Raw genomic sequence first — 13668 nt, forward strand, 5'->3', positions numbered from 1 at the left:
TGGGATCACGCGTTTATCCAGCTTTTTCAGTCGCCTGCGCGGCTCTGCGCGCCGGCTGGCGGCGATCATAAGACCCGAACCAAGACCTGAAAAATAATAAAAATCGGACTGCTTATCAGTTTTTGGAATATTAAGCCCGTGCAACCCTGCGAGCAGGAGTGTGAAGGTGGCTCTATGCCGCCGAAAAGACGCCCTGGTACGCAAACAAGGCAGGCGCCCCGCCGGTGTGCAGGAACACGATCGGCCCGTCTTCGAAACGCTGCCGGCCAATGCCGTCGAGCAGTCCGGCCATGGCTTTGCCGGTATAGACCGGGTCCAGCAGCAGCCCTTCATGACTGGCCACCAGCCGGATCGCCGCCAACGTCCCGGCATTCGGCTCGCCGTACCGTGGGCCGAAGTATTCGTCCCACAGCTGCACCTTGAACGCGGCGGGCAGTGATTCGCCCAGCAGTTCGACGGTTTGCTCGGCCAGACGCTGAACCTTGGGCGCCTGGGTTTCTTCCGGGCGCGACACGGTCACGCCAATCACCGGGAGCTCGGGCAGTTCTTCAGCCAGCGCAAGTGCCAGGCCGCTGTGGGTACCGGCACTGCCCGACGCGAGGACGACGGCTGCAAATGAGAGGCCGCTTTGCTTGATCTGCTCGGCCAGTTCAAAACCGGCCTGCACATAACCCAGCGCGCCGAGGGCGTTCGAACCGCCGATCGGCACCAGGTACGGCTTCTTGCCGCTGAGACGCAGTCGGCTCGCAAGTGCCTGCAACTGGTCGTCTGCATTGTCGAGGTTTTCGACCAATTCGACTTTGGTATCGAACAAATCCAGCAACAGGCGATTGCCGTTGCCCAGGTAATTGCTGTCGTCAGTCGCGATCGGGTTTTCCAGCAGGGCGACACAACCCAGGCCAAGACGGGCGGCGAGGGCGGCGGTTTGGCGAACATGATTGGACTGAATGGCGCCCGCAGTGATCAGCGTGTCGCACCCTTGAGCCAAGGCGTCGGCCGCGAGGTATTCCAGCTTGCGCAGCTTGTTGCCGCCCATGGCCAACGGGGTGATGTCGTCGCGTTTCACGTAAATGTCGCGGCCGGCCCAGGTCGAAAGGCGTTCCAGCTTTTCAAAGGGCGTCGGGCCGCCGAGCAATTCCAGACGGTTAAAACGGGCGAGCTGTTGTTTGATCATGGTGGCGTCGACAGGTCTGCAATTGAGTCGCAGGACTATAGGCAGACGTTTCCCGCAGGGCAACCGCCCGGCGTCCGCCATCCTCCAGGCAGAAGCCTCACAAAAATAGTTATTTTTTTGCCGCGAAGGGATGTCGTAGAGTGATTCCACTTCGGCCGTTACAGCCTGACTCGCCGTTGAATTGAGGAGAAATCTGCGTGAGCACTATTCCCGACCTGTCCCCGGAATCCTGCGCCGAGGGCGTGACCGGCCACTGGCAATTGCAGCGGATTGTGGGCGAATTGCGCGCCGCGCGTGATGACTGGCGTACCAGCAACGGCCGAATCAGCGGCGAGAAGGGCGGCCGCGAGCTGCCTTCGCGGGAGGCCATGCGCGACATTCTCGATGCCTTGTGCGGCGCGCTGTTTCCGATGCGGCTGGGGCCGGTGGACCTGCGCGAAGAGAGCGAGGACTTCTACGTCGGCTACACCCTCGACGTGGCGCTGAATTCGTTGCTCGACCAGGCGCGCCTTGAACTGCGCTACGCCGCCCGCCAGAAAGGCCAGGATGCCAGCTGCGCGGACGTGCATGCGGAACGGCTGATTCAGGATTTCGCCAGCGCGCTGCCGACCATTCGCCGCATCCTCGACACCGACGTGCTGGCGGCGTATCACGGCGACCCCGCCGCGCGCAGTGTGGATGAGGTGTTGCTGTGCTACCCGGGCATTCTGGCGGTGATCCACCATCGTCTGGCCCATCACCTGTATCACAACGGTTTGCCCTTGCTGGCACGCATCAGCGCCGAACTGGCCCATTCCGCGACCGGCATCGATATTCATCCCGGCGCGCAGATCGGCCCAAGCTTCTTCATCGATCACGGGACAGGCGTGGTGATTGGCGAGACTGCAATCATCGGCGAGCGCGTGCGCATTTATCAGGCGGTCACGCTGGGCGCCAAACGTTTCCCTTCCGATGAGGATGGTCAGTTGCTGAAGGGCCATGCGCGCCACCCGATCGTCGAAGATGATGTGGTGATTTATGCGGGCGCCACGATTCTGGGGCGCATCACCATTGGCAAGGGCTCGACCATCGGCGGCAACGTCTGGCTGACGCGCGGCGTCCCGGCAGGCAGCAACGTCAATCAGGCGAGCCTGCAGCACGAGGATGGCTGTCCGAAGTAGCCCGTCATGTCGCAAATTTCGGGGTGCGCACGCTGGCCTCTTCCCGGCTGAAGCCGGTCCTACTGACCAACCGCGCACATCGTGTAGGACCGGCTTTAGCCGGGAAGGCGTCAGTCGTCATGTCGCAAATTTTTGGGTGCGCGCACTGGCCTTTTCCCGGCTGAAGCCGGTCCTACTGATCGACCGCGTACGCTTCGTAGGACCGGCTTTAGCCGGGAAGACGTCAGTCGTCATGTCGCAAATCTTCTTGCGCGCACACTGGCCTCTTCCCGGCTGAAGCGGGTCCTACTGATCGACCGCGTACGCTTCGTAGGACCGGCTTTAGCCGGGAAGGCGTCAGTCGTCATGTCGCAAATCTTCGGGCTGCTCACACTGGCCTTTTCCCGGCTGAAGCCGGTCCTACTGATCAACCGCGTACGCTTCGTAGGACCGGCTTTAGCCGGGAAGGCGTCAGTCGTCATGTCGCAAATCTTCTTGCGCACACTGGCCTCTTCCCGGCTGAAGCCGGTCCTACTGATCGACCGCGTACGCTTCGTAGGACCGGCTTTAGCCGGGAAGGCGGCGTGTGTCACTCCGCAATTTCTTCAGCGCTTTAAAAACCCTCCCGAACCCACGGAACGAAAGGCTTTCGTCGTCCGTCCTACCCTCGCCTGAGAGAGCGTCACGCCACTGTGCATTAGTCTCCAGCCGTGTTTTCGTGTTTTAATTGAACGTTCAATCAAGTTAAACCGGTGGTTCGCTGCCCGCTGATCTCAGGAGGCCTACCTTTGCCGCATACACGTTGCATGATCAATCCCCTCGCCCGCGCGGCGGTATTCATATGAATAATTCGAGCGCTCCGAACAGCTCGGCTGTTCGCATGAACGGCCCTGTTTTCTACTTTGCCGCCAGCTTCATCCTGATCTTCGGACTGGTCGTGATCGGTTTCCCGGAAGCCTCGGGTGCCTGGTTGCTTGCCGCGCAGAACTGGGCCGCCAATACCGTTGGCTGGTACTACATGCTGGCCATGACCCTGTATCTGCTGTTCGTGGTTGTTACCGCGATCTCAGGCTACGGCAAGATCAAGCTTGGCGCGGACCACGACGAACCCGAGTTCAGCTACCTGTCCTGGGCCGGCATGCTGTTCGCCGCAGGGATCAGCATCACGCTGTTCTTCTTCTGTGTGTCCGAACCGCTGACCCACATGCTGGCGCCGCCACAGGGGGAAGGCGGGACCACCCAATCGGCACGTCAGGCCATGCAGCTGCTGTTTCTGCACTGGGGCTTGCACGGTTGGGGCGTGTTCGCGTTCGTCGGCATGGCACTGGCTTACTTCGCGTATCGCCATAACCTGCCGCTGGCATTGCGTTCAGCGCTGTATCCGCTGATCGGCAAGCGCATCAATGGCCCGATCGGCTATGCGGTCGACGGCTTCGGCATCATCGCCACCATCTTCGGCCTCGGCGCCGACATGGGCTTTGGCGTCCTGCACCTGAACTCCGGGCTGGACTACCTGTTCAACGTGCCGCACACCCAATGGATTCAGGTGGGTTTGATCACCCTGATGATGGGCGCGGCAATCCTCGTGGCCATTGCAGGCGTGGACAAAGGCGTGCGCGTCATGTCCGACATCAACATGCTGCTGGCCTGCGCGCTGCTGCTGTTCGTGTTGTTTGCCGGGCCCACGCAACACCTGCTCAATACCCTGGTGCAGAACATCGGTGATTACCTCGGCGCACTGCCGGTCAAGAGCTTCGACGTGTATGCGTACGACGGCCCGAGTGACTGGCTGGGCGGCTGGACCGTGTTCTATTGGGCGTGGTGGATTGCCTGGTCGCCGTTCGTGGGTCTGTTCATTGCGCGTATCTCCCGTGGCCGCACCATTCGTGAATTCGTCTGTGGCGTGTTGCTGATTCCGCTGGGTTTCACCCTGGCCTGGATGTCGATCTTCGGTAACAGCGCCATCGACCTGGTGCTGAACCACGGCATGGCGGCCTTGGGCCAATCGGCTATCGACGATCCGTCGATGACCCTGTACCTGATGTTGCAGACGTACCCGTGGAGCCGGACGGTCATTGCCGTGACGGTGTTCATCAGCTTCGTGTTCTTCGTGACCTCTGCCGACTCCGGCACCGTGGTGCTGTCGACACTGTCCGCCAAAGGCGGCAGCCCGGACGAAGACGGCCCGAAATGGCTGCGCGTGTTCTGGGGCGTGATGACCGCGCTGATCACCAGCGGGTTGCTGTTCTCGGGCAGCATCGATGCGCTGAAGTCAGCGGTGGTGCTGACCTCGTTGCCGTTCTCGCTGATTCTGCTGCTGATGATGTGGGGGCTGCACAAGGCGTTCTATATGGAATCCCAGCGCAAGATCGCCCAGCTGTATTCGCTGGCACCGGTCTCTGGAGCGCGGCGCGGCGGATGGCGTCAGCGTCTGACCCAGGCGGTGGCGTTCCCGTCCCGGGACGAGGTTTACCGCTTCCTCGATCAGACCGTGCGCCCGGCGATTGAAGAAGTGACGGCAGTGTTCGTCGAGAAGGGCCTGACCGTCGTGACTCAGCCGGATCCGGCCAACGACACCGTGGGCCTGGAGATCGGCCACGGTGAAGAGCGTCCGTTCGTGTACCAGGTGACCATGCGTGGCTACTTCACGCCGTCCTTTGCGCGCGGCGGCATGGGCTCCAAGCAGCTCAACAACCGCCGTTACTACCGTGCCGAAGTGCACCTGAGCGAAGGCAGTCAGGACTACGACCTGGTGGGCTACACCAAGGAACAGGTGATCAACGACATCCTCGATCAGTACGAGCGCCACATGCAGTTCCTGCACCTGGTGCGTTGAGGCTGTTTCGTTTGTAGAAACACGCGTGCCCGCGACGGCGTCGTGCCAGTCCCCCTAACCGGGGGCTGCCACGAAATCTTCGCGGGCACGCGCGCTTCTACCGCCTGGTTTTACGCCAGGCCACCATTCGCCCGCAGCACTTGACCATTCACCCAGCCTGAATCCGGGCCGGCAAGGAAGGACACGACGCTGGCGATATCTTTCGGCTGTCCCAGCCGTTGCAGCGGCGGCATGTTGGCGAAGTGCTGGATCTGCTAAGCGAACAATTGAATGCGCATCGCCGCCTGTCTGCGCTGAACGGGTGGCATTCGTCCACTCGCTTGAACCCCCTCGTCGCACGGAAATCCGAGTAATCTCACGGGTTTGGTTATGTGACCTGACTTCCATACAAGAAAGAGAGGACTGGATGACTTACATCGCTGCCGAAAACCGTTATGAACGCATTCCCTATCGTCGCGTAGGCCGTAGCGGCCTGGTGTTGCCAGCGCTCTCCATGGGGCTGTGGCACAACTTCGGCGACAGCACGCCGATGGACACCCAGCGCGCGATGCTGCGCACGGCCTTCGATCTGGGTATCAACCACTTCGACCTCGCCAACAACTATGGCCCGCCCTACGGCAGTGCCGAGATCAATTTCGGCCGCCTGCTCAAAGAAGACTTCAAGCAGTACCGGGACGAGTTGATCATCTCCAGCAAAGCCGGCTGGGATATGTGGCCGGGGCCTTACGGTCAGGGCGGCGGATCGCGCAAGTACGTGCTCGCCAGCCTCGACCAGAGCCTGCAGCGCATGGGTCTGGACTACGTCGATATTTTCTATTCCCACCGCTTCGACCCGGACACCCCGCTGGAAGAAACCGCCAGCGCACTGGCCACCGCTGTGCAGCAGGGCAAAGCGCTGTATATCGGGATTTCGTCGTATTCAGGCGCCAAAACCCGGGAAATCGCCGGCCTGCTGAAAGAGTGGAAAGTGCCGCTGCTGATTCATCAGCCGGCCTATAACCTGCTCAATCGCTGGGTCGAAAAAGACCTGCTGGACACCACAGAGGAACTCGGCTCGGGCGTTATCGCGTTCACCGCACTGGCCCAGGGGTTGCTCTCGGACAAGTACCTGAACGGCATTCCAAAAGACGCGCGGGTCAACCGTCCCGGTGGCGGCTCGTTGCAGGCGGCGCATTTGTCGGAGCAGAACATCGAGCACGTGCGTGCGCTGAACGAGATCGCCAAGCGTCGCGGCCAGAGCCTGGCGCAGATGGCACTGGCCTGGACGCTGCGCGATCCACGCGTCACCTCCGCACTGATCGGTGCAAGCCGTCCGGAGCAGATCATCGAGAACGTCGGCGCCCTCGACAACCTTGAGTTCAGTCAGGAAGAACTGGCAGAGATCGACCGCTTCGCAGTCGAAGGCGGGATTAATCTGTGGGAGAAGCCGTCTTCGGCTGAGTGACGCTGGGCTGTTGGAGCCGGCTTGCTGGCGAACTCAACACGTCAGGCGACGTTTCTATCGTTGACACCGGTCCGTTCGCCAGCAAGCCGGCTCCTACAATTTCTGGTCTAGCCCATCAATACACGGGGCTGCATCCGTTCAGCCCTCATCACCCTCGTCATCGTCCCCGCCATCGATCTTCATGCCCAATTCCTTGATCTTGCGGGTCAAGGTGTTACGGCCCCAGCCCAGCAGCACGGCAGCGTCGCGACGACGGCCAGCGGTATGCTTGAGCGCGGTCTCGATCATGATGCGTTCGAACGTCGGCACGGCGCTGTCCAGCAGGCTGGATTGGCCGCGCGCCAGCGCTTGATCCGCCCATTGGCGCAGCGCTTGTTCCCAGTTGGTCACCGGGGCAGCGTCCTGCGGCAGGCTCAGCAGTTCAGGCGGCAGATCGCTGACGTGCACTTCTCGGCCTGAAGCCATCACCGTGATCCAGCGGCAGGTGTTTTCCAACTGACGGACGTTGCCCGGCCACGGCAGGTGCTTGAGGTATTCCTCCGTTTCCGCCTTCAATAGCTTGGGCTCAACGGCCAGTTCCTGCGCAGCGCGGCTGAGGAAGTGGCGTGCCAGTGTCGGGATGTCCTCGCGACGGTCGGACATGCGCGGGATGTGAATGCGGATCACGTTCAGGCGGTGAAACAAGTCTTCGCGGAACTTGCCGGCCTGGACCAGGGTTTCCAGATTCTGGTGGGTCGCCGCAATGATGCGCACGTCGACTTTGACCGGCACGTGGCCGCCCACCCGGTAGAACTCGCCGTCGGCCAGCACGCGCAGCAGTCGGGTCTGGGTATCGGCCGGCATGTCGCCGATTTCATCGAGAAACAGGGTGCCGCCGTCGGCCTGCTCGAAACGCCCGCGGCGCAGGTTCGCCGCGCCGGTGAACGCGCCTTTTTCATGGCCGAACAGTTCGGATTCCATCAAGTCTTTCGGAATTGCGGCCATGTTCAGCGCAATGAACGGCGACGCCGACCGTGGGCTGTGCCGGTGCAGGGCGTGGGCAACCAGTTCTTTACCGGTCCCGGATTCGCCGTTGATCAACACGGTGATATTGGAGTGGCTCAAGCGGCCGATGGCGCGAAACACTTCCTGCATCGCCGGCGCTTCGCCGATGATTTCCGGCGTGCGGGTCAGGGTAGGCGGAACGGCCAGGCCTTGCTGCTCTTGAGCGTGCTGATTGGCGCGTTTGACCAGAGAAACGGCTTCGTCAACGTCGAACGGCTTGGGCAGGTACTCGAAGGCACCGCCCTGATAGGACGCCACGGCACTGTCGAGGTCCGAATGCGCGGTCATGATGATGACCGGCAGGCGCGGATGCTGTTCGCGAATGCGCGCCAGCAGGTCCAGGCCGCTGGCGCCGGGCATGCGGATATCGGAAATGATCACGTCCGGTTGCTGGCGGGCCAGGCGGCTCATCACACCATCGGCGCTGTCGAAACTTTGCGTGGTCATGCCCTCTTGCTGCAGGGCTTTCTCCAGTACCCAGCGGATGGAACGGTCGTCATCGACGATCCAGACAGTTTCACTACGGCTCATGTCGACGCTGCTCCTTGTTCCAGCGGCAGGAAGATCGAGAATGTTGTATGGCCAGGATGGCTATCACACTCGATCAGCCCCTGGTGCTGACTGATGATGTTCTGGGTAATGGCAAGGCCCAGCCCGGTGCCATCCGGGCGGCCGCTGACCATGGGATAAAAAATGGTTTCTTGCAGCTCCGGCGGAATGCCGGGGCCGTTGTCGATGATTTCGATCTTGCTGACCAGACGATGGCGCACGTGGCCGATGGTGAACTGACGCATGGCGCGCGTGCGCAGGCTGATGCGGCCCAGACGCAGCTCGTTCTGGCTGCTGATCGCCTGCATGGCATTGCGCACGATATTGAGCACCGCCTGAATCATCTGCTCGCGGTCGATCAGTACATCGGGAATGCTCGGGTCGTAGTCGCGCACGAGGGTGATGCATCCCTGGCTTTCGGCTTCGACCAGGCTGCACACGCGCTCGAGCACTTCATGCACGTTAGTCATCGCCAGCATCGGCAGCTTGTTCGAGCCCAGCATACGGTCGACCAGATTACGCAGACGGTCAGCCTCTTCGATGATGACGTTGGTGTAGTCCTTGAGGCTCTCCTCCGGCAGCTCACGTGCCAGCAACTGCGCGGCACCGCGAATCCCGCCAAGGGGGTTCTTGATCTCATGGGCCAGGCCACGCACCAGCATCTTGGTGGTTTCCTGCTTGGACAGCTGAGCCTCCTCCTTGGTGATGCGCAGCAAGCGATCACGGGGATGGACTTCCAGCAGCAGCATCGTCTCGGCTTGGGAAAGGATCGGCGTGACGGCGTAATCAACCGTCAGCGTCTGGCCGGTCAGTGCGGTGAGCATGGCCTCACGCTTGGTAAACGGATGGGCCTGTTCGACTGCCTGACGAAGGGAGCTGAGCGCTTCGGCGGATTCGGTGAACAGCTCGCTGATGAATTGTCCGTGGCTGCGCTGACCGCTGATGGCCAGCAGCATTTCAGCGGCAGGATTCATGTACTCGAGGCGCAGGTCCGAGTTGAGCAGAATCGTGGCAGTGGTCAGGTTGTCGAGTAACAACCGATGCAACGCATCGCTGATAGTCATGAATCCCGGTGACCTCTTTTGGCTCTATGCACACGGTCTGGGCCGTGAGTGCAGGCGCTGATTGGTCTTTGCCAGCGTATGGAAACCGCTGAAACGTGTGATGTGCTCGCGCATTCATTACAAAATGCAAAAACCAAACCAAGGCTCCGAAAAGAAGCGCGGATTGAGGAATTGCGAGCGGTTTTTGCACGGCAGGCCCGGCGACAGTGCATGAATTCCTGAATGCTGAACCAAAATGGGCTTTTAGAACGAAACCTTGTTCAGGTTGCGCACCATAATAGAGCATAGCCAGTCAGCGTGGTTTAGCGGAAAAATGGAAAGAAGCTCGACTCTTCTTCTGGCTTGTCCTTGAGGGGGCATTCGGGGCGCACGCCGTAATCTTCCGTTTTACAAGGCTGTGCGAGCCGCTTCTGCGCCAGAGAGATGCGTATCAGGTGAAAGGGCTGATTGGGGGTTCGCTCCAGCACTCGGCCGTATTGATCGATGATCTCCACGGACAGCTGGTGAGTGCCGCGGTCGATGTTGGTCAGCGGAAACACCGGGCTGCGCGTCGGCTCGCCATAGGGTTTGCTGTCGAGCAGTAACCGGTACAGGTGGTCTGGCTGTAGCTCTGGCTCATTGCTGACGGTGACGTTCAGGTTGCCCTCAATGTCGCGAATCGTGCTGTCAGGTTCCGGCGCCAGAATGCGCAGCAACTGATAATGAAAGATGGGACCCGCCGCTGGCTTCGGTTTGGATGGCCGACTGGGCGCCTTCGCAGGCTGATCGACCCGGTTGGTCGGCGCAATGTCGACCTTCTTCGCATTGCGGTGAGGTTGGTCGGTGAAGACCCGATTCCCGTCTGCATCGACGTAGGTATACACCTGGGCGAGGGCGGACTGAGTTACGCCGAACAGCAGGCAGAGGGCAATGGCCAACCGGCAAAAGTGTTTAAGGTCTGCCGACATGAACTCGCTGCACTGTCAGGTTAACCGTCTCGCTTTGCTGGATGGAACGCTGATTGTCCAGCACCTGAACCGAGAAGCTGTGTTCGCCCCGTTCAAGCTCCATCACCTGCAGTCGCGGAATATTGGTGGGCTGGCCGTAGGGCGCGCCGTCCACTATCAACTGCAGCAAATGCCCGGGCTGCAGACGAGGCTCAATGGCCACGCCAACGGTGAACGAGCCGTTGTTGGCACGAAGCGCTTCGTCCTGGGGCAGGTCTTTCAGCGCGAGCACCTGATAGGTGGCAGCGGTTTGCTGGTTCTGGTTCTGCGTCGCGGGCAGTGGCGGCGGCGCGGCAGGCACGACGGTCTCGACGCTGTTGAGCGGCGGCAGCTCGACAGTTTCGGCTTTGGTGCCGTTCGGCGGCTGGTTGCTGTACGCCGTGTTCCCGGAGGCATCGGTGTATTTGTAGATCTGCGCGTCAGCGGGCAGTGCAAACACCAGCAGCAGAAGGGCGAGACATTGACGCATGAACACTCCAGTGCAGCGATCAGGACAACCAACAATGGTGCCGCGCTCAATGCATGGCGCGGCACAGGATCAGCATAGAGGAATACTGATCGACGGTGTCAGTTGAGAAGCGGATCTGCGTGCCTGCTTACTGGCTTGCCTTGATCCGGCAAAGGTCGCCTGCCGCCCGTTGCAACGCGGTCACGATGACCGGATCACTTGCCTGCCGCTGGATTTCCGACTGCACCCAACCCGGGCACTTGGCATCGCTGCGATAAGGCTGAAACGCCGAGTAACTTTGCATCAACACCGGCAGCAGCGTATCCAGCCGACCCCGGATGCCATCGGTGAGACTGGATTCGGGCTTCTCCGGAGAGTGGCCAGTTTCACGCCACTGCTCGATGCGCGCGTATTGCACCATCTTGTTGGCTTCCATCTGGGCGGTCATGAACTCGCGCACGTCGTCGGCCGCCAGTTTGAATTCACCCGCCCGTGATTCGGCGCTCTGGATCACCTGGCGCTCGCGCTCACTGTCCTGTACCGGCTTGCCGCTGTGCCATTTGCTGCGCGCCACGTCATTGGCGATTTCCAGCCTTTGCTCCATGGCCGCAATAAGCGGCTGAAGTTGCCCAGGAGGCTGCTGAGCAGGCGCCGCGTGAACGCCGGTCGACACCAGGCCGCAGGCCAGGGCGGCGAGTTGGAGCTGTTTGAGCATTGTCATGTCCTCACGTATGACCAAGCGATCACTGTTTAACATTTTGGCTGGAAGAAAGTGGCATTCCCGGTGTTCCGGCGTAAAAAACGACGAGCTCCACGGCGGTGTCTCCCGTCAGGCCTCGGTGCTGCCTGGCGACCATTTCAGGCAGCACATCGCCTGGTTTCAGCTGAATCGACTTGCCGCCTTCGCGGGTTTCCACCGTGAGATTGCCGGACACGACATAGGCCGCATTGGGCATCGGGTGCTCGTGCCATTTGAGGGCGGTGTTGGCGGGGATCTTGATGTTGAGGACTGTCAGCTCAGGGTTGCCGACAGGGTAGGCGTCATAGGGGGTTCCGTCCCAGGAAGTTGAGCTTTTGAGCAGAACGGTGGACTCGACCGTTGAGACTGGAGCGGAGCTGGACGTTTGCGCGGTGGCGCATCCGCCAAGGGCGATCATCGCCAGCAGCAGGCAGGCGGGGGTGATGTTGAGCATGAAAGAAATCCTTGTGCTTGTTGAAGAGCAGAAAGCACAAGGTTGCCGGAAGCATCGTTCCCATCTGCGGTACATATTTATAGCGACTGAACAATACGCGCTCAGTAACAAAAAAGGCCTCCCGAAGGAGGCCTTTTGTTCACGCGGCTTACGCCTGCGCGACTGGATCAGCAGCTGTAGTACAGCTCATATTCCAGTGGGTGTACGAAGGTGCGTACTTTGATTTCTTCTTCGGATTTCAGAGCGATGTAAGCGTCGATGAAGTCGTCGCTGAATACGCCGCCTTTGGTCAGGAACGCACGGCCTTTATCCAGCTCTTCCAGGGCTTCTTTCAGGCTGCCGCAAACTTGTGGGATCTCTTTCGCCTCTTCAGGCGGCAGGTCATACAGGTTTTTGTCAGCAGCATCGCCAGGGTGGATCTTGTTCTGGATGCCGTCCAGGCCAGCCATCAACAGGGCAGCGAATGCCAGGTAAGGGTTGGCTGCCGGGTCCGGGAAACGTGCTTCGATACGACGGCCTTTAGGGCTATTGACGTAAGGAATACGGATCGAAGCCGAACGGTTACGAGCCGAGTAGGCCAGCATGACCGGCGCTTCGAAACCTGGAACCAGACGCTTGTACGAGTTGGTTGCCGGGTTGGTGAAGCCGTTCAGGGCCTTGCCGTGTTTGATGATGCCGCCGATGAAGTACAGAGCGGTGTCGGACAGGCCGGCATAACCTTCGCCTGCGAAGGTGTTCTTGCCATCTTTGGAGATGGACATGTGAACGTGCATACCCGAACCGTTATCGCCGTACAGAGGCTTGGGCATGAAGGTAGCGGTGCGGCCGTAAGCGTCGGCAACGTTATGCACGACGTATTTCAGGGTCTGAACTTCGTCAGCCTTTTTAACCAGCGTGTTGAATTTCACGCCGATTTCGTTCTGGCCAGCGGTTGCGACTTCGTGGTGGTGAACTTCGACGACCTGGCCCATTTCTTCCAGAGCGTTGCACATTGCGGTGCGGATTTCGTGGTCGTGGTCGAACGGTGGAACCGGGAAGTAGCCGCCTTTGATGCCTGGACGGTGGCCCTTGTTGCCGCCTTCGATGTCAGCGTCGGACATCCACGAACCTTGTTCGGAGTAGATCTTGAACATGGAGCCGGAGATATCGGACTTGAATTTCACTTCGTCGAAGATGAAGAATTCTGGCTCAGGGCCGGCGAATACAGTGTCACCGATGCCGGTCGACTTCAGGTATTCCTCGGCGCGGTGAGCGATGGCGCGTGGGTCGCGATCGTAACCTTGCATGGTCGACGGTTCGATGATGTCGCAAACCAGGATCAGGGTAGGCTCTTCGGTGAACGGATCCAGGACGGCGGTTTCGTCGTCCGGCAGCAGGATCATGTCGGAGGCTTCGATGCCTTTCCAGCCCGAGATGGAGGAACCGTCGAACATTTTGCCGACTTCGAAGAAGTCGTCTTCCAGCGCATCGCGGGCCGGCATGGTCACGTGGTGCTGAGTGCCTTTGGTGTCCGTGAAGCGCAGATCAATCCACTTAACGTCATGATCTTTGATGAGTTGAACCGACTTCGACATGTTGTCCTCCGGGGTGGATTAGGGCCTGAGTAGTAGTGGGCCCTTCAATTTGGGTGATGCCGGGCGCGATACTCGACCAAGGCAACCTGCCTCACAAGGGAGCAATTTGCATGCCAGTGCCCTGTGTTGGGATTTCCTCGGGAATACCTGCCTTTTAGCGTGTTAAACGTCGCATATTCGAAAACAGGCGCACCGTTGTGGTGCCAATTAATTGTAT

11 protein-coding genes and 1 pseudogene are annotated in these 13668 nt (G+C 60.2%); 3 read left to right on the top strand and 9 right to left on the bottom strand.

Going from position 1 to position 13668, the window contains the following annotated elements; all coding sequences use genetic code 11:
- Nucleotides 1–172: 172 nt before the first annotated feature.
- On the bottom strand, nt 173–1174 hold the full coding sequence (locus M1E04_RS00875; RefSeq protein ID WP_410930506.1) for a D-cysteine desulfhydrase: 1002 nt from the start codon (nt 1172–1174) through the stop codon (nt 173–175).
- A gap of 215 nt (nt 1175–1389) precedes the next feature.
- Between M1E04_RS00875 and epsC the strand changes: the two genes are divergently transcribed.
- Nucleotides 1390–2334 carry a serine O-acetyltransferase EpsC gene (gene epsC / locus M1E04_RS00880; RefSeq protein ID WP_197986109.1) on the top strand — a complete coding sequence of 315 codons (945 nt, stop codon included), beginning with the start codon at nt 1390–1392 and terminating at the stop codon, nt 2332–2334.
- Between the two features lie 859 nt (nt 2335–3193).
- Nucleotides 3194–5149, top strand: a complete 1956-nt coding sequence (betT, locus tag M1E04_RS00885) for a choline transporter BetT (RefSeq protein WP_244160397.1) — start codon at nt 3194–3196, stop codon at nt 5147–5149.
- A 110-nt stretch (nt 5150–5259) separates the two neighbouring features.
- On the opposite strand, the pseudogene M1E04_RS00890 reads toward betT, so the two are convergent.
- Nucleotides 5260–5403, bottom strand: a pseudogene (locus M1E04_RS00890) (SDR family oxidoreductase); the annotation flags it as partial.
- Nucleotides 5404–5555: 152 nt separating this feature from the next.
- Here M1E04_RS00890 and mgrA point away from each other — a divergent pair.
- The gene (gene mgrA, locus M1E04_RS00895) at nt 5556–6593 is read left to right on the top strand and encodes an L-glyceraldehyde 3-phosphate reductase (RefSeq protein ID WP_065991034.1); all 1038 of its coding nucleotides are present in this window, start codon (nt 5556–5558) and stop codon (nt 6591–6593) included.
- 138 nt (nt 6594–6731) lie between these two features.
- Here mgrA and ntrC read toward each other — a convergent pair whose 3' ends face one another.
- The 7 genes from ntrC to glnA all read right to left on the bottom strand — a co-directional run bounded on the left by ntrC (nt 6732) and on the right by glnA (nt 13451).
- Nucleotides 6732–8168, bottom strand: coding sequence for a nitrogen regulation protein NR(I) (gene ntrC / locus M1E04_RS00900; RefSeq protein ID WP_074890141.1), 1437 nt, complete (start codon nt 8166–8168; stop codon nt 6732–6734).
- On the bottom strand, nt 8165–9250 hold the full coding sequence (glnL, locus tag M1E04_RS00905; RefSeq protein WP_065991042.1) for a nitrogen regulation protein NR(II): 1086 nt from the start codon (nt 9248–9250) through the stop codon (nt 8165–8167). The genes ntrC and glnL overlap by 4 nt, the downstream gene beginning before the upstream one ends.
- Before the next feature lie 302 nt (nt 9251–9552).
- The gene (locus tag M1E04_RS00910) at nt 9553–10197 is read right to left on the bottom strand and encodes a DUF4124 domain-containing protein (RefSeq protein ID WP_456292237.1); all 645 of its coding nucleotides are present in this window, start codon (nt 10195–10197) and stop codon (nt 9553–9555) included.
- Nucleotides 10181–10705, bottom strand: coding sequence for a DUF4124 domain-containing protein (locus M1E04_RS00915; RefSeq protein WP_456292238.1), 525 nt, complete (start codon nt 10703–10705; stop codon nt 10181–10183). Before M1E04_RS00915 ends, M1E04_RS00910 begins: the two co-directional genes overlap by 17 nt.
- A gap of 127 nt (nt 10706–10832) precedes the next feature.
- Nucleotides 10833–11399: a chorismate mutase gene (locus M1E04_RS00920; protein WP_167355816.1), complete on the bottom strand. Its 567-nt coding sequence runs from the start codon at nt 11397–11399 to the stop codon at nt 10833–10835.
- Between the two features lie 28 nt (nt 11400–11427).
- Nucleotides 11428–11877: a cupin domain-containing protein gene (locus M1E04_RS00925; protein WP_065991050.1), complete on the bottom strand. Its 450-nt coding sequence runs from the start codon at nt 11875–11877 to the stop codon at nt 11428–11430.
- Nucleotides 11878–12044: 167 nt separating this feature from the next.
- Nucleotides 12045–13451 (bottom strand): glutamate--ammonia ligase, encoded by a 1407-nt coding sequence (glnA, locus tag M1E04_RS00930; protein ID WP_037018763.1) that lies wholly within the window; start codon nt 13449–13451, stop codon nt 12045–12047.
- Between the last annotated feature and the right edge of the window lie 217 nt (nt 13452–13668).

The organism is Pseudomonas sp. AK106, assembly GCF_053903055.1.

What these genes read in the sequence shown, in the direction of transcription:
- betT (WP_244160397.1), top strand. Translation starts at nt 3,194, where the DNA reads ATGAACGGCCCTGTTTTCTACTTTGCCGCCAGCTTCATCCTGATCTTC.
- M1E04_RS00920 (WP_167355816.1), bottom strand. Translation starts at nt 11,399, where the DNA reads ATGCTCAAACAGCTCCAACTCGCCGCCCTGGCCTGCGGCCTGGTGTCG.
- ntrC (WP_074890141.1), bottom strand. Translation starts at nt 8,168, where the DNA reads ATGAGCCGTAGTGAAACTGTCTGGATCGTCGATGACGACCGTTCCATC.
- M1E04_RS00925 (WP_065991050.1), bottom strand. Translation starts at nt 11,877, where the DNA reads ATGCTCAACATCACCCCCGCCTGCCTGCTGCTGGCGATGATCGCCCTT.
- glnA (WP_037018763.1), bottom strand. Translation starts at nt 13,451, where the DNA reads ATGTCGAAGTCGGTTCAACTCATCAAAGATCATGACGTTAAGTGGATT.
- M1E04_RS00915 (WP_456292238.1), bottom strand. Translation starts at nt 10,705, where the DNA reads ATGCGTCAATGTCTCGCCCTTCTGCTGCTGGTGTTTGCACTGCCCGCT.
- glnL (WP_065991042.1), bottom strand. Translation starts at nt 9,250, where the DNA reads ATGACTATCAGCGATGCGTTGCATCGGTTGTTACTCGACAACCTGACC.
- M1E04_RS00875 (WP_410930506.1), bottom strand. Translation starts at nt 1,174, where the DNA reads ATGATCAAACAACAGCTCGCCCGTTTTAACCGTCTGGAATTGCTCGGC.
- M1E04_RS00910 (WP_456292237.1), bottom strand. Translation starts at nt 10,197, where the DNA reads ATGTCGGCAGACCTTAAACACTTTTGCCGGTTGGCCATTGCCCTCTGC.
- mgrA (WP_065991034.1), top strand. Translation starts at nt 5,556, where the DNA reads ATGACTTACATCGCTGCCGAAAACCGTTATGAACGCATTCCCTATCGT.